Source organism: Flavobacterium sp. (assembly GCF_044369455.1).
Lineage (GTDB): Bacteria > Bacteroidota > Bacteroidia > Flavobacteriales > Flavobacteriaceae > Flavobacterium.
In genome coordinates this window covers 218,881-234,935 of the sequence record NZ_JBIPLW010000001.1, presented here as the reverse complement: position 1 = coordinate 234,935, position 16,055 = coordinate 218,881, and the positions used below count along the sequence as shown (strand labels likewise).

11 protein-coding genes and 2 tRNA genes are annotated in these 16,055 nt (G+C 33.1%); 7 read left to right on the top strand and 6 right to left on the bottom strand.

What is annotated here, in order from left to right:
- The first annotated feature begins 157 nt into the window (after nucleotides 1-157).
- The 3 genes from mutS (at nucleotide 158) to ACIQ2L_RS01040 (ending at nucleotide 3,268) form a co-directional block, all read left to right on the top strand.
- Nucleotides 158-2,725, top strand: coding sequence for a DNA mismatch repair protein MutS (gene mutS / locus ACIQ2L_RS01050; RefSeq protein WP_396155572.1), 2,568 nt, complete (start codon nucleotides 158-160; stop codon nucleotides 2,723-2,725).
- Between the two features lie 142 nt (nucleotides 2,726-2,867).
- Nucleotides 2,868-2,940, top strand: a tRNA-Gly gene (locus ACIQ2L_RS01045).
- Between the two features lie 242 nt (nucleotides 2,941-3,182).
- Nucleotides 3,183-3,268, top strand: a tRNA-Leu gene (locus ACIQ2L_RS01040).
- Between the two features lie 122 nt (nucleotides 3,269-3,390).
- On the opposite strand, the gene ACIQ2L_RS01035 is transcribed toward ACIQ2L_RS01040, so the two are convergent.
- The 3 genes from ACIQ2L_RS01035 to ACIQ2L_RS01025 form a co-directional block, all read right to left on the bottom strand.
- Complete coding sequence (locus tag ACIQ2L_RS01035; protein ID WP_396155570.1) at nucleotides 3,391-3,600, bottom strand: hypothetical protein; 210 nt, start codon at nucleotides 3,598-3,600, stop codon at nucleotides 3,391-3,393.
- A 149-nt stretch (nucleotides 3,601-3,749) separates the two neighbouring features.
- Complete coding sequence (locus ACIQ2L_RS01030) at nucleotides 3,750-5,897, bottom strand: S46 family peptidase (protein ID WP_396155568.1); 2,148 nt, start codon at nucleotides 5,895-5,897, stop codon at nucleotides 3,750-3,752.
- Nucleotides 5,898-5,924: 27 nt separating this feature from the next.
- Entirely contained in the window at nucleotides 5,925-7,163 is a 1,239-nt protein-coding gene (locus tag ACIQ2L_RS01025; protein ID WP_396155566.1) for a 3-deoxy-D-manno-octulosonic acid transferase, read from the bottom strand.
- A 94-nt stretch (nucleotides 7,164-7,257) separates the two neighbouring features.
- Between ACIQ2L_RS01025 and ACIQ2L_RS01020 the strand changes: the two genes are divergently transcribed.
- On the top strand, nucleotides 7,258-8,388 hold the full coding sequence (locus ACIQ2L_RS01020; RefSeq protein WP_396155564.1) for a DegT/DnrJ/EryC1/StrS family aminotransferase: 1,131 nt from the start codon (nucleotides 7,258-7,260) through the stop codon (nucleotides 8,386-8,388).
- Between the two features lie 58 nt (nucleotides 8,389-8,446).
- Nucleotides 8,447-9,463, top strand: a complete 1,017-nt coding sequence (galE, locus tag ACIQ2L_RS01015; RefSeq protein ID WP_396155562.1) for a UDP-glucose 4-epimerase GalE — start codon at nucleotides 8,447-8,449, stop codon at nucleotides 9,461-9,463.
- A gap of 52 nt (nucleotides 9,464-9,515) precedes the next feature.
- On the opposite strand, the gene ACIQ2L_RS01010 is transcribed toward galE, so the two are convergent.
- On the bottom strand, nucleotides 9,516-9,776 hold the full coding sequence (locus ACIQ2L_RS01010) for a hypothetical protein (protein WP_396155560.1): 261 nt from the start codon (nucleotides 9,774-9,776) through the stop codon (nucleotides 9,516-9,518).
- Between the two features lie 105 nt (nucleotides 9,777-9,881).
- A complete protein-coding gene (gene fabD, locus ACIQ2L_RS01005) occupies nucleotides 9,882-10,763 on the bottom strand; it encodes an ACP S-malonyltransferase (protein WP_396155558.1) in 882 nt (293 codons plus the stop codon).
- A 372-nt stretch (nucleotides 10,764-11,135) separates the two neighbouring features.
- Between fabD and ACIQ2L_RS01000 the strand changes: the two genes are divergently transcribed.
- Together ACIQ2L_RS01000 and ACIQ2L_RS00995 are read left to right on the top strand one after the other, a co-directional pair.
- Nucleotides 11,136-12,767, top strand: a complete 1,632-nt coding sequence (locus ACIQ2L_RS01000) for a hypothetical protein (RefSeq protein WP_396155556.1) — start codon at nucleotides 11,136-11,138, stop codon at nucleotides 12,765-12,767.
- A gap of 342 nt (nucleotides 12,768-13,109) precedes the next feature.
- Entirely contained in the window at nucleotides 13,110-15,329 is a 2,220-nt protein-coding gene (locus tag ACIQ2L_RS00995; RefSeq protein ID WP_396155554.1) for a TonB-dependent receptor domain-containing protein, read from the top strand.
- Nucleotides 15,330-15,501: 172 nt separating this feature from the next.
- Here the strand turns inward: ACIQ2L_RS00995 and ACIQ2L_RS00990 are convergent, their stop codons facing one another.
- On the bottom strand, nucleotides 15,502-16,038 hold the full coding sequence (locus ACIQ2L_RS00990; RefSeq protein ID WP_396155552.1) for an NADPH-dependent FMN reductase: 537 nt from the start codon (nucleotides 16,036-16,038) through the stop codon (nucleotides 15,502-15,504).
- Between the last annotated feature and the right edge of the window lie 17 nt (nucleotides 16,039-16,055).

Genomic DNA, 16,055 nt, shown 5'->3' with positions numbered 1-16,055 from the left:
TATTTAAAAAAGAAAGTGGTATCATTTTTTTTATCTTAATATTAAATTAATTTTTTTTAAGAGTTCTAATCATTCTAAAATATTTAAATTCGCTACCACGTAATTAATTTCAAATTCATTGGCAGCCAAAGATACTTCTTCGAAAGAAACTCCTTTAATGAAACAATACAACGAGATAAAAAGAAAATATCCCGATGCTTGTTTGTTGTTTAGAGTAGGGGATTTTTATGAAACATTTGGAGAAGATGCCATTAGAGCATCAAAGATACTAGGAATTGTTTTAACCAAACGCGGAGCTGGAAGCGAAACCGAAACTGCCTTAGCCGGATTTCCGCACCATTCTTTAAACACTTATTTACCAAAATTGGTTAAAGCCGGACTTCGAGTTGCTATTTGTGACCAATTGGAAGATCCAAAAATGACAAAGACCATTGTTAAGCGAGGCGTAACCGAATTAGTGACTCCGGGAGTTTCTATGAATGATGAGGTTTTGCAATCAAAATCAAATAATTTTTTGGCATCTGTTTATTTTGGAAAAAAACAATTAGGAGTTTCTTTTTTGGATGTTTCTACAGGAGAATTTTTAACATCTCAAGGCAACGAAGAGTACATTGACAAACTGTTACAAAATTTTAGTCCAAGTGAAATTCTGATACAAAAAAATAATCGCAATCAGTTCAAAGAAATATTTGGAGATAGATTCAATGTATTTTTCCTGGAAGATTGGGTTTATAAAGAAGATTATGCTACGGAAACATTAAAAAACCATTTTCAAACCAATTCATTAAAGGGCTATGGTATAGAAGAAATGCTAGATGGAATTATTGCATCTGGAGCTATTTTGTATTATTTGTCCGAAACACAGCATAATAAAGTTCAGCATATTAACAGTATTCAGCGAATTGCTGAAGATGCCTATATTTGGATGGATCGTTTTACGATTCGAAATTTAGAATTGTATCACAGTCATTCTCAAAATGCAGTTACTTTACTTGATGTAATCGACAAAACACTCTCGCCAATGGGTTCGCGATTATTGAAACGTTGGTTGGCCTTGCCTTTAAAAGACATCCATAAAATAAGAAGCCGTCATGAAGTGGTTTCTTTTTTGAAAGAGAATGAGGAAGTTTTTCAAAAAATGCAATACCAAATCAAACAGATTTCTGATCTAGAACGTTTAATTTCTAAAGTAGCGACCGGGAAAATTTCACCAAGAGAAGTTATTTATTTAAAAGAATCATTAGATGCTATTATTCCGATTAAAATGATTGCTTTAGAAAGTAAACAGGAAGCAGTTCGAATCATTGGGGATAGTTTACATGCATGCGATTTGCTTCGCGAAAAAATAAAAACCACCTTAAATCAAGATGCTCCTGTAGCTATTGCAAAAGGAAATGCCATTGCAATTGGAGTGCATTCAGAATTGGATGAATTAAGAAGCATCGCTTTTTCTGGAAAAGAGTTTCTAGAGGGAATTGAAAAGCGAGAATCTGAAATTACGGGAATTTCCTCTCTAAAAATTTCTTTTAATAATGTTTTTGGATATTATATCGAAGTTAGAAACACTCATAAAGACAAAGTTCCGGCTGAATGGATCAGAAAGCAAACCTTGGTGAATGCGGAACGCTATATTACCGAAGAATTAAAAGAATACGAAACCAAAATTTTAGGTGCTGAAGAGAAAATTCATCAAATCGAAAGTCATTTGTTTGAACAATTGGTTAGCTGGATTTCTACTTATATAAAACAAGTGCAGTTGAATGCTACTTTAATTGCACAATTGGATTGTCTAATTTCCTTTGCTCAATTGGCTATCGAAAATGATTATGTGTGTCCAATTTTGGATGATTCTTTTGAATTAGAAATTATTAATGGTCGTCATCCGGTTATTGAAAAACAACTTCCAGTCGGCGTTCCGTATGTGCCGAATGATGTTTTTCTGGATAGAGAATCACAACAAGTCATTATGATTACGGGTCCAAATATGTCTGGAAAATCCGCTATTTTAAGACAAACTGCGTTGATTGTTTTATTGGCCCAAATGGGAAGCTTTGTTCCTGCTGAGAAAGTTAGGATGGGAATTGTAGATAAAATTTTCACCAGAGTAGGAGCTAGTGATAATATTTCGATGGGCGAATCTACTTTTATGGTAGAAATGAATGAAACCGCCTCAATATTAAATAATATCTCCGAAAGAAGTTTGGTTTTGCTTGACGAAATCGGACGAGGAACCAGTACTTATGATGGAATTTCAATTGCATGGGCAATCGCTGAATTTCTTCATGAAAATCCCGCTAGACCAAAAACATTATTTGCGACTCACTATCACGAGTTAAATGAAATGAGTGAATTGTTGCCGAGAATCCAGAATTATAATGTTTCGGTAAAAGAATTAAAAGAAACCGTACTTTTTATAAGAAAGTTAGTAAAAGGTGGAAGTGCTCATAGTTTTGGTATTCATGTGGCAAAAATGGCGGGAATGCCGCAAACGGTTATACAAAAAGCACAAAAACTTCTAAAGAAATTAGAAAAAAATCACTCCAGTGATGCACTTAATACGATTAAATCTTCTAAAGAGGATATGCAACTCAATATTTTTAATTTAGACGATCCTTTATTAGAAGAAATCAGAGAAGATATTTTGAGTTTAGATATTAATACTTTGACTCCAGTTGAAGCATTGATGAAGCTAAATGAGTTGAAAAAGATTTTGTTAAAAAAGTAAACTACTACGGGAGTTTTTGCTAATCAACGGATTAAATTTTCTAGTTGTTTTTTCAAAAAAAGGTTTGTATAATTCAATTTTAGTATTACATTTGCATCCGCAATACGCTACAAGCATTGCAGTTCTAACAAATATTGTATATGCGAAAATAGCTCAGTTGGTAGAGCGCGACCTTGCCAAGGTCGAGGTCGCGGGTTCGAGCCCCGTTTTTCGCTCAAAATAACGTTATGATGGATTCGTTTTTAAAATGAAATCTTTATAACGTATAAATCTTGGATGGTGAGTGTATTTAATTAATTTTTTTTAAAAATTAAACCATCAAAAATTTTAACGCTCGGATGGTGAGTGTATTTAATTAATTTTTTTTAAAAATTAAACCATCAAAAATTTTAACGCTCGGATGGTGAGTGTATTTAAATTAATTTTTTTTAAAAATTAAACTATCAAAAATTTTAACGCTCGGATGGTGAAATTGGTAGACACGCTGGACTTAAAATCCAGTGAACAGCAATGTTCGTGCGGGTTCAAGTCCCGCTCTGAGTACAAAAGCCTCTAACTTTAGTTAGAGGCTTTTTTGTTTTATAAATTTTTTTATTAATTAATTTAAAAAAGAAAGCCACGCATGGCGTGGCTTTAAATCTTTTAAAACAATTAGTGTTTTCTAATTATTTTTTTACTTCTTCAACAGCAGCTTCAACTTTTGCAGCAACTGAATCAACAGGAGCAACAACTGAATCAACAACAGGAGCAACAACTGAATCAACAGCTTCAACAGCAGTTGAATCGGTAGCAGCTTCAGCGTTAGCATCAGCTTGTTTACAAGATACTACAGTTAATGCAGCGATAACAGCTAAACTTAAAAATACTTTTTTCATCTTACTTAATTATAAAAGGTTAATTATTAATTCGAGGCAAAGATATAAATTTTTTAATAGGTTAAAATAAATTTTTAATATTTTTTAAAAAACCCACATTTTACTTCAACAATTTCTTTACAACAATCATGCCAAACCCTAATTTCGCCTTAATTTTTTATTTTTTTCTCTGAAGAAATGATTTTTAATTCTTTGATTAAGTTTTCAGCTCCAGCAAACTTATCAATGATGAACAATACATAACGTATATCAACCATAATATTTCGACAAATTTCAGGAGAATAGTATATATCACTCATAGTTCCTTCCCAAACCCTATCAAAATTCAAACCAATTAAATTACCTTTTGAATCTAATGCAGGGCTTCCAGAATTTCCTCCTGTCGTATGGTTTGTAGCTATAAAATCTAGTGGCATTTTACCTTTTACACCATAAATTCCGTAATCTTTTTTATTATATAGGTCGATTAGTTTTTTGGAAACATCATATTCATAATCGCCAGGAATGTATTTTTCCATGACACCATCAAGATAGGTAAATGGTTCATAAACTACTGCATCACTCGGTTTGTATCCTTTTATTTTTCCGTAGGTTACTCGAAGTGTACTATTTGCATCTGGAAAAATCCTATTATTGGGGAACAGTTCCAAAATGGCTTTCATATATGTTCTTTGGGTTGCTAAGATTTTTAAATTAAGTTCATCAAATTTTGGCGCCACATTTTTAATATGTGAATCGGCAATAGTTTTTGTTATTTGAAAAGCTTTATCGTTGTTTAATTTTTCTATAACTGCTTTAACATCACCAGTTAATAATTCTTTTACTTTTTCAAAAGTTACTAATTGAGATTTTGTAAATATTTCATTAGCTAGACTTTCCGCATTTATGTTTTCTATAGAATTAGGTAAAAACTGTTTAGGATATTTTTTACTATAGATAGTAATTAACTGTTCAAAAACTTTTTGATCCACTTCAGGATTAAAATCTTTATAAAATTCACCCCAGCCATTTACTAAAGTATTTCTCCTATCGTTGAAAGCTTGTTCCCCTTTGGTTTCGTATAGTTTTTCTAATTGATATAACTTATATGCAATAGAGAGAATTTCGCCATTTCTGATAACGGTTTCATCCCAATAGGCTTTTGCTAAAGCATAATCTTTAATTTCTGCGTAATTTTTCTCAAAATCAGACAACAAATTTCCGTATTCTGTTTCCTTCCCTAATTTTAATACTTTTTCTTGAAATTCTCTCTCAAATTTTTGTTTGGCACCAATTGCATTCGCTTTTTTCAATCCTTTAATTTCTCCCATCCATTTTTTCCATGCATTGGCAATAGTGGCATTCTTAGCAGCATATTGAATTTTAATTGCATTGTCTTTTCGCATAAAGCCATCTTGAACCTTTAGCGTTACATCACGAAGCTCAATTTTTGTGGGGTCGATATTATTTACAATTTGTTCAACAGCATAAGAAGGCAGGTATTCTTGAGTAGTTCCCGGATACCCCAAAACCATAGTAAAATCATTTTCTTTTAAACCTTTGATAGAAATTGGAAAATAGTATTTAGGTTTATAGGGAACATTTTCTGTAGAATATTCCGCAGGTAGATTATTCTTGTCCGCATAAATTCTGAATAATGAAAAATCTCCAGTATGCCTTGGCCAAACCCAGTTATCAGTAACATCACCAAATTTTCCAATAGAGCTTGGTGGAGCGCCAACCAATCGGATGTCTTTATAGGTTTCGATTACAAAATTCAAATATTGATTTCCGTAATAAAAAGTCTTAATTAGGTTTTCTTGCCAGGTGTCTTTAGGCAATGTTTTTGTAAGTAACGCAATATTTTCCTGAATTTTCTTTTGTTTTTCCACTTCAGTTAATGAAGAAGTACCCTCTAAAACTTTTGTTGTAATATCATCAATACGCACCACAAAAGTGACCACCATTCCTTTGTTAAGCAATTCATCTTCCATTTTGTAGGCCCAAAAACCGTCTGTGATATAATCATGTTCAACACTAGAGTGATTTTGTATCGCATCAAAACCACAATGGTGATTGGTTAAGATAAGTCCTTTGTCTGAAATAACTTCGGCAGTACACTTGTTATCAAATTGCGGAACGCCATCTTTTATACTCGATTTGTTTATAGAATAAATTTGTTCAGTCGTAATTTTCATACCAAGGTTTTTCATTTCGCTTTCGTTCATTCCCTTTAATAAGGAAGGAATCCACATGCCACCTTGTTGCGCACTACTTTGAACAAATACAAGTAAAAGAAGTAATCTTAAAAATTTCATAGTCTTAAATATTTAGGGATCTATTATTTATTTATTGTTTTCAATTTGATTTAATATTATTTCGGTCGCGCCTTTATTCATCTGAACAAAAGTGGCACAAATATGGCCTTTTTCGTGGCGAATATCATCATTGGTAATTAAATTTGAAAAAGCATCATTCAATTCGTTTTGATTTTTAATAGAAACACAACCTTCTTGATGAACTAAAGCTATAGCTTCTGCAAAATGAGAATAGTTGGGTCCAATCACAATCGGAATTCCAAAAGTTGCGGGTTCTAGAAGATTATGAACTCCGGGATTTCCAAATCCACCACCAACATAAGCAATATCGGCGTAACTGTATATTTTGGTCAGGATTCCAATCGTATCAACAATTAATACATCATACAACATTAAATCTATAGTTGACTTTTCCGAAAACAAAATTGCTTTTTTTGTAATGGAATTTTTCAACTCTTGAATTTGTTTTGCTTTAATATTATGTGGGGCAATTATGAACTTTACTTTTTCATTACTTTTGTTAATATAATCTACCAATAAACTTTCATCTTTTGGCCATGAACTTCCAATGACAACGGTAGTGCTTTTGTTTTTGAAATTTTCAATAAAATCTAAAGAATTATCTCGTTCTAAAATAGAAACCACTCTGTCAAATCTTGTGTCTCCTGAGATTTTTACATTTTGATATCCTAATGATTGCAGTAATTTTTTTGAACTTTCATTTTGGACAAAAAAGTAATTAAAAGTTTTTAATGCACTTCTATAAAACCCACCATACCACTTAAAAAACGCCTGGTTTTCTCTAAAAACGCCCGAAATCAAATAGGTTTTGATGCCAAGATATTTTAATTCATTTAAATAATTCGGCCAATATTCATATTTGATGAAGAAAACCAAATCAGGGTGAACGAGTTCTAGAAATTGCTTCGCATTTGATTTAGTGTCCAAAGGTAAATAAACAGTAACATCAGCAATAGTATTATTTTTTCGAACTTCATAACCCGAAGGAGAAAAAAAGGTGACTATGATTTTATGCTTTGGAAATTGTACTTTAATTTTTTCCATCACCGGCAATCCTTGCTCAAATTCGCCTAAAGAGGCAGCATGAAACCAAATGGTTCTATCTTCTGGCTTGATTTTGCTCGCTAAAGTCTCAAAAACAGGAATTCTTCCCTCTACAAATAACTTTATTTTTGGGCTAAAAAGCGCCAACAATTTCAAAATCTGTGAAGCTAAATAAAGCAAAATAGTGTATAGCAAAAGCATCCTCAAAAATTTGTTGCGCTAAAATACGTTTCTTTTACCGAATAGGATATTCTACTGTAGAATTTATTACTTTTGCCACTTATATTTTAGTAGCATGAAAAAAATTCAAATGGTTGACTTAAAAAGTCAATACGATAAAATAGCAGTAACAGTTAATGCGTCTATTCAAGAAGTTTTAGATTCAACAACCTATATTAATGGACCAGAAGTTCATAAATTTCAAAAAAATCTCGAAGAATATCTTGATGTAAAACATGTTATTCCATGTGCTAACGGAACAGACGCATTACAAATAGCAATGATGGGATTGGGATTGCAGCCCGGAGACGAAGTAATCACAGCCGATTTTACCTTTGCCGCAACCGTCGAGGTAATAGCTTTGTTACAATTAACTCCCGTATTGGTTGATGTGGATATTGTTAATATGAATATTTCAATAGATGCAATAAAGAAAGCCATTACGCCAAAAACGAAAGCAATCGTTCCGGTTCACTTGTTCGGAAGAGCAGCAAATATGGAAGCTATTATGACAATTGCGGCAGCACACAATTTGTTTGTAATCGAAGATAATGCTCAAGCTATTGGTGCCAATTGCAAATTTTCTGATGGTACCAAAAAGAAAGCAGGAACTATCGGTCACGTAGCATCAACCTCATTTTTTCCTTCTAAAAATTTAGGATGTTATGGTGATGGTGGTGCAATTTTTACCAATGATGATGCTTTGGCACATACCATGCGTGGAATTGTAAATCACGGAATGTATATTCGTTATCACCATGATGTGGTTGGTGTAAACTCGCGTTTAGATAGCATTCAAGCGGCAGTTTTAAATGCTAAATTACCCTTTTTGGATGCCTTTGGAAAAGCACGTCAAGATGCGGCTCGTAAATATTCAGCAGCATTTGAAGGGCATAAAAACATTATCGCGCCAAGTATTTGTGCTATTTGTGACTGCCATGTTTTTCATCAATATACACTTCGAATTATTAATGCTGATAGAGATGCATTGATGCAACATTTATTAGATAAAGGAATTCCATGTGCTATTTATTACCCAATTCCATTGCATTCTCAAAAAGCCTATGCCGATACACGTTATAAGGAAGAAGATTTTCCGATAACCAATCAATTGGTTAAAGAGGTAATTTCCCTGCCTATGCATACCGAATTAGATGATGAACAAATTAAATTTATTACTAATAGCGTTTTAGAGTATTTTAATTAGGAGCTAGTTCCCGCTGCAACCTGCCTGTCGGCAGGCAGGTCGGGGCTAAATAATACATATGAATAAAGTTTTAGTAACAGGAGGTTTAGGGTTTATTGGTTCACACACGGTTGTTGAACTTCAAAATGAAGGTTTTGAAGTGGTTGTTATTGACAATCTCTCTAATTCATCTATTGAAGTACTTGAAGGCATTCATAGAATCACAGGAACAAAACCACATTACGAAAACATTGATTTAAGAGATAAATCAGCAGTTCAATATTTCTTCAAAAAGCACAACGATATTACTGGAATAATTCATTTTGCGGCTTCTAAAGCAGTAGGAGAGAGTGTTGAAAATCCTTTGTTGTATTATGAAAATAACATTAATTCATTAGTGTATATTTTGCAGGAACTAATACATTTAACACAGTCAAATTTTATTTTTAGTTCTTCTTGCACCGTTTATGGCCAAGCAGAAAAAATGCCAATTACCGAAGACGCCACTGTTCAACCAGCAAATTCACCTTATGGGAATACCAAACAAATTGGTGAAGAAATAATAACAGATGTTGCCAAAGTAAGCAATATCAATTCTATTCTATTACGCTATTTTAATCCAATTGGAGCACATTCTAGTGCTGAAATTGGAGAATTGCCACTTGGAATTCCACAAAATTTAGTGCCATTCATAACACAAACTGCATTTGGTTTACGAAAAGAGCTTTCGGTTTATGGGAATGATTATCCGACACCTGATGGAACTTGCATTCGAGATTATATTCACGTAGTTGATTTGGCAAAAGCGCATGTAATTGCATTACAACGGCTATTGAAAAAGCAAAATTTAGAGAACGTTGAAACCTTTAATTTAGGCACTGGAAGAGGAAGCTCGGTCATAGAAGTTATTAGTGCTTTTGAAAAAGTTTCGGGTCAAAAATTACCGTATAAAATTGTTGGTAGAAGAGAAGGCGATGTTATTGCTGCCTATGCCAATACCGATAAAGCAAATACTGTTCTTGGTTGGAAAGCCAAATCATCGCTTGAAGAAGCCTTGTCTTCTGCTTGGAACTGGGAACAAAAAATTAGAAGTTAAAACTCCTAATAGTTGGTTTAAAAAACGTCCTTGCCCAAACAGGGATGTTATTTTACTTGTTTACAGCCTCTTTTAATTTTTTTGTAGCCTTTTCTATTTTTTCAGCACTTTTTAGTTTTAAGCTGTCTACTTTGGAGTTGGCTTTGTCTTTCAAAGTATCTAGTTTAGCTTCAGCTTTTATCTTAGCTGAGTCAATAGAGGTTGTCACCTCTTTGGTTATAGCGTCTTTGGCTTCATCTAATTTTTCTTTTGTTTTGTCTTGGCAGCTGGCTAATAGAGCTACAAACGCTAGTGATAAGATTATTTTTTTCATATGTAGATACTATTTGTTTTTTTAAGGTTATATGGAATCGCTCAATTTTCATTGGTGTTTGCTTACGCAAACTTCTTGTTTATGGCGATTTCAAAATTGTATTTTTTAAATGTAGTAAGCCGAAATCGTTTCTATTTCTTTATCAATTTTATTGACCAATCCAACCAACACTTTCCCTGGACCCACTTCCGTAAAACTGGTGGCACCATCTTTAATCATTTGTTGTACTGATTGCGTCCATTTTACAGGTGCCGTCAATTGAATAATTAAATTTTTCTTGATTTCCTCGGCAGACGTGACAGCAGTGGCGGTCACATTTTGATATACTGGACAAATAGGAGTGGAGAACGTTGTTGCTTCAATGGCTGCAGCCAATTCCTCTCTGGCGGGTTCCATCATGGGTGAGTGAAAGGCACCCCCAACTGGTAATAACAAAGCGCGTTTAGCTCCAGCAGCTTTCATCGCTTCACAAGCTTTTTCTACAGCCGAAAATTCGCCCGAAATCACTAGTTGCCCCGGGCAATTATAATTGGCAGCTACAACAACACCATCAATAGACACACAAACCTCTTCTACAATTTTGTCGTCCAATCCTAAAACGGCTGCCATAGTTGATGGAGCAATTTCGCACGCTTTTTGCATGGCCAAAGCACGTTGTGAGACTAATTTTAATCCGTCTTCAAACGACAAAGCACCATTAGCAACCAAGGCAGAAAATTCGCCTAACGAATGTCCTGCAACCATATCTGGTTTGAAGTTATCTAGTGTTTTTGCCAAAATAACGGAATGTAAAAAAACTGCTGGTTGGGTAACTTTGGTTTCTTTTAATTCTTCAGCTGTTCCTTCAAACATGGTATCAGTAATTCGGAATCCTAGAATATCGTTGGCTTTTTCGAAAAGTTCTTTGGCTAAAGCCGAATTCTCGTATAAGTCTTTACCCATTCCGGTATATTGTGCTCCTTGTCCAGGGAAAACGTATGCTTTCATTAATACTGAATTTATTTCAGCATCTCTTCGATACTGAAAGGTTATTTGCTGTCTAAAAGTAAACAAAATTACTAATTTAAAACATACAATCAATAGTAGTAAACAGTTTGGTGTAATTTATTTTCTATTTTTTTTAAACACATAGAAACATAGATTTTCTGAATTTTAAAAGGCGTTGCACTTATATTAAGAAAATCATAGCTATCTGAACCCATGAAATGGGCTATATCACTCTTATTTTCTATGTTTCTATGTGTTTAATTTTTTTTAACTTATTCTTTAATAATTACACCCAACGGGTGTAGTGCTATATTTATGATTAATTGTAACTTTTTAATTAGTAAGCGACGTATAAGCATAAAAATATCAATCATGAAAAAAGCAGTACTTATTTTAATTCTTTTAGTTATTGGGTTCTTGTTATTTTATTTAAACTTGCCTGTTTTGCAATACGGTTTCTATGGAATAGGATTCATAACGTTATTGTTATTGTTTATTTATTTTTTCATTTCTCTTGGAATTAAAGTCGACAATTCTGGAAAGAAATTTACAATAGGTTCAAGACCTGGTAAATACTTGCTAATCTTGATGGGTTTGATTTTGGTATATCTAACCGTAATTCCATTATTTACTACGGCGACAATTTTTCACACGGGTAGTTATCAGAAAATGATTGGAAAGGTTGAAAATGGTCAAAAATTATCAAAACATATTGCTCCAATTTCATTAGATAAAATTCGTGTTGTAGATCAAGATTTGGCATATTTATTGGGTGAAAAAATCATTGGTTCACAACCTGCATTGGGAAGTCAAATTGAGTTAGGGAAGTTTTCTATTCAAAAAGTTAATAATGAACTCTATTGGATTGCACCATTATTGCACTCAGGATTTTTTAAATGGCTCAATAATAAAGAAGGAACTCCCGGATATGTAATGGTTTCGGCAACAAACGAACGCGATGTTAAGTTAGTGCAAGAAATAGACGGAAAACCATTGAGAATAAAATTCCAACCGAATGCTTATTTTCAAAGTGATATTCACCGACATGTTTATTTTAATGGATTTGCATCTGTTGGTCTAGCCGATTTTACTTTTGAGATAGATGAAAAAGGAAATCCTTTTTGGGTAATTACAACTTATACTAAAGAGATTGGATTTTCGGGAAAAAATACTACTGGAATTGTTGTAGTTGATGCTCAAACGGGCGCAATTCAAAATTATTCTATTCAAAACTCGCCAAGTTGGGTCGATAGAATTCAGCCAGCAGAATTTATCGAAGATCAATTGAACGATTGGGGAGAATATGTCAATGGATATTGGAATTTTTCAAACACCAATAAATTACAAATCACCGAAGGTTTGACTTTAGTGTATGGACAAAATGATAAATCCTATTGGTACACAGGATTAACCTCGGTAGGAAGTGATGAAAGTGCCGTTGGTTTTGTATTGGTTGATACACGAACCAAAGAAACTACCTTTTACAAACAAAGTGGCGCAACCGAATTTGCAGCTCAAAGTTCAGCAGAGGGCAAAGTTCAAGAAAAAGGATATAAAGCATCGTTGCCAATTCCCTATAATATCAATGGAATTCCAACCTATGTAATGACTTTGAAAGACGATGGCGGTTTGGTAAAAATGTATGCAATGGTAGCAATAAACGACTATACCATTGTTGGAGTTGGAAACTCGATGCGCGAAACGCTTACCTTGTTTAAAAGCGTATACAATATGGCTGGAAACAAAATTAATCCATCGAATGTTGCTTCTAAAAAGTCAATCTCATCGGTAATTAAAAGAATTCAAAGTGATGTAAAAAACGGTAATAGTTTCTACTATTTTACTATAAAAGATTACCCCAATATTTTTGTGGGTTCGTCACAAGTTTCTAACGAAATTCCAGTTACTGTTGTTGGTGATAGTGTCAAAGTTTCTTTTGATATTGATAACGAACAAGTAATTGATGTGACTAGTTTTGACAATTTGAATTTAAAATTGAAGTGATACCAATTTCCCCTATAAAATAGCCCAATATAACTGTTTTTTCGCAATTGCTTCCCCAGTTAGCTATTGCTCGTGTCTTATTCAAAACTAATTGCTTCACTAGTACGCTTGCGATTATTGTCCGTAGCACAAGCTTTGCCATAATTTGTGTGCATTGGTGAAATTTGGGTTTAATTCTTTTGTACTCATTCACTCCATTTTTTGTCATCAGAATATAAAAATTGACTATAAATTTTTTATGGAATTAAGGTAAAATTATAGTTACTTAAAAAATATTTTGTAACAATTTTCTTTTTTAAACGTCTTTTAAGTAATCATCAATCAAAAAAATCAAAAATCAAAATGAAATCATTATGTACCGCTGTTCTCGTTCTAGTATCCACCACCTTTTTTGCTCAAGAAACCGAGAAAAACAAAGAAAACACTAGTGTAAACGACACTATTAAAAACAAAAACATCAACGAATTGGAAGGTGTTACCATTTATGGCAACAAACGACAATACATTAAAGTTGAATCGGACAAAACTACCATCAGCATTAAAGAAAATCCAATGCTTAGCACCGGAAATGCTTTGGAAGCAGTAAAAAAACTTCCGGGTGTAATTACCTCTCCTAATGGTGGATTGACTTTAAATGGAAAAGGTGTTGCCATCTATATTGACAATGCTCCCAGCACTTTGACTGGTCAAGATTTGCAAAATTATCTTTCCTCGTTACCAGCAAATGCCATCGAAAAAGTGGAACTGATTTACAATCCAGGTGCAGCTTTTGATGCCAATGCCAGCGGTTCTATCATCAATATTATTACAAGTTCCAAAAGGTTGAAAGGAATAAATGCCAGTTTTAATCTCAATTACAATTTTAATAAATACCAAAAACCAAGCCCACAAATTCTTTTGAACGGCAAAGAAAAAGACTTGAGTTGGCAGACTATGCTTGGCTATAATTATATTGACAGCGAAAACAGAACAATTAGCGATCAAACCTTTACGGCTTTTTCGCCTGATATAGTAATGCGGCAAGAAAATTTTTCGGTAACAACACAACGAAATCTGTACTGGCGAACTGGAACAAATTATAAGCTTTCTAAAAAAAGTAATATTCTCTTAAATTATAATATGAATTTGGGCAATGATAGAAACGTTTTTGATGCCACTACCCAATCAGATGACATTGATTATCTAAATAATGGGGTAACTAAAACTAAAAACCAAAATCACGAACTGAGTATTCAATACAAAACAAAGCTAGACACTATTGGAAGAACGTTGGATGTCACAGGTTTTGGAAACTTGTTTCATAGAAATCCAATTTCAACTTCGGATGCAACAGATTTAATTTCGAATGAAAGTTTCTTTAACGATGGAAATTCTGATTTTGATTTAAAAAATTATTATTTGAAATATGACTTTACAATTCCATTTGAAAAATATAAGTTTTCGATTACCACAGGTGGGAAATACAATATTTTGAAAGTTGATAATATTGGCGATTATTTTATCAATAGCCCAACGGTAAACAGAATAGTTTTCGATTACAGCGAGAACAACTTAGCTTTTTATGCGGAAGCAAGAAAAAAAATCAAAAAATTCAATTTTACTTTAGGGCTTCGTTTTGAGGATTTTAATGTAGAGCGAATTTCGAGCACTGTTGACGGAAAAATTAAATTTAGAAATACGAATTTGTTTCCTAACATTAGCGCAATTTATGAAGTCAATGACAATATAAATGTAACGGCAAATTATTCAAAAAAAATCAATCAACCCAATTATTTCACTCTAGATCCCAACAACAGTTCTAGTTTTGATCAATACAATACTTCGCAAGGAAATATATTTTTAGACCCAACTTTTTTTGACAATTATGAGGTTAAAATTACCGCATTGCAATTCATACAACTTGGTGCCAATTTTACTCGAACCAAAGACAATAATTTATTTATTTTTAGTGCCGATGCCGATGCAACCGAACCTATAAGCAATCAAACCTTCCAACAATTTGATCGATTTGATACTTTTAGCGCTTACTTTAGTTTCCCAATTCCTTTAGATTATTTTTTCAAAGGAAAGGAAGAATTCCAAAAACGAATGAATTATATAGACAAGATGAATTACATTTTTGTAAACATCAATTATGTAAAAAACGACATTCGTGGATTTGACTTTCCTTATTCAAACGAAGCCATTTGGAGCTATTCAACACAAGCACAGTTTATTTTGCCTTGGGATATCAAAAACACCATTAGTTATTTTATACTTGACCGTGGAAATTGGGAAATCTATAAAATCACCAAACCAATTCAACAGTTTGACATTTCATTCAACAAAGAATTTATGAATAATAAACTCAAAGTTGGATTGCATTGTTTTGATGTTTTCAATTCAAACGAAATAAATGCTTTAGTTGGCGGGAATAACTTGAACACTAACTTCTATCAAAAACAGGACAGTAGGGTTTTTAGAATATCGTTGACGTATAATTTTGGAAACCTAAAACTACAAAAAGAAAACACCGATATTGAGGTTGAAAAAGTAAAAAGTGGTGGCGGTTTAGTTAAATAGAAATCAAAAATAGGGTTCTACTACGAAACTAGTGGATATTATAAATTAGAAAACATTTATAAAAAACAAAATTGCAACAATAAAACCATTAAGAAATTAAGTTTCATAAAGCCTTAATTAGCTTAATTCCTTAATGGTTTGTTATCTATCCTTATTTTTTAAAAAAACCCGTTCAAATAGTGTTAGAACTAAAAATATTCACAATCTCCATCAATTGATTTTTCAGTTCTGGGTTGATTATACCTTTTACAGAATCAAAGTTTTCATTAAAATTAGGCAACGAAAAACTGCCTTTCAAATCCGCACCTTGAAACGGAAATCTAATTTTCGCTATTTCCAAAACCGTGCTTCCACCTCTTGCTCCTGGCGAAGTAGCCAATAATAACATGGGTTTTTGCTGAAAGGTTTTATTATTTATTCTTGATGCCCAATCCAAAATATTTTTGAAAGCCGAAGCATAAGCACCATTGTGTTCTGCCAAAGAAATAACCAATAAATCGGCAGTTCCTATTTTATCGTAAAATTGTTGTGCCAATGGGTGAATACCGTTTTCTTTTTCTCGGTCAACAGAGTAAATAGGCATTTCATAATCATTCAAATCTAATAGTTCTACTGTTGCATTTGAAAATAAATTGGCGGCATAAACAGCCAATTGTTTGTTGATGGAATTCTTGCTTGACGAACCGCCAAACGCGATTATTTTTTTCATTTTACTTTTTATAAGTC

Bases quoted from the DNA above. Each gene is read 5' to 3' on its own strand.
- mutS (WP_396155572.1), top strand. From the start codon at position 158: ATGAAACAATACAACGAGATAAAAAGAAAATATCCCGATGCTTGTTTG.
- ACIQ2L_RS01000 (WP_396155556.1), top strand. From the start codon at position 11,136: ATGAAAAAAGCAGTACTTATTTTAATTCTTTTAGTTATTGGGTTCTTG.
- ACIQ2L_RS01025 (WP_396155566.1), bottom strand. From the start codon at position 7,163: ATGCTTTTGCTATACACTATTTTGCTTTATTTAGCTTCACAGATTTTG.
- ACIQ2L_RS01035 (WP_396155570.1), bottom strand. From the start codon at position 3,600: ATGAAAAAAGTATTTTTAAGTTTAGCTGTTATCGCTGCATTAACTGTA.
- ACIQ2L_RS01020 (WP_396155564.1), top strand. From the start codon at position 7,258: ATGAAAAAAATTCAAATGGTTGACTTAAAAAGTCAATACGATAAAATA.
- ACIQ2L_RS01010 (WP_396155560.1), bottom strand. From the start codon at position 9,776: ATGAAAAAAATAATCTTATCACTAGCGTTTGTAGCTCTATTAGCCAGC.
- ACIQ2L_RS01030 (WP_396155568.1), bottom strand. From the start codon at position 5,897: ATGAAATTTTTAAGATTACTTCTTTTACTTGTATTTGTTCAAAGTAGT.
- galE (WP_396155562.1), top strand. From the start codon at position 8,447: ATGAATAAAGTTTTAGTAACAGGAGGTTTAGGGTTTATTGGTTCACAC.
- ACIQ2L_RS00990 (WP_396155552.1), bottom strand. From the start codon at position 16,038: ATGAAAAAAATAATCGCGTTTGGCGGTTCGTCAAGCAAGAATTCCATC.
- fabD (WP_396155558.1), bottom strand. From the start codon at position 10,763: ATGAAAGCATACGTTTTCCCTGGACAAGGAGCACAATATACCGGAATG.
- ACIQ2L_RS00995 (WP_396155554.1), top strand. From the start codon at position 13,110: ATGAAATCATTATGTACCGCTGTTCTCGTTCTAGTATCCACCACCTTT.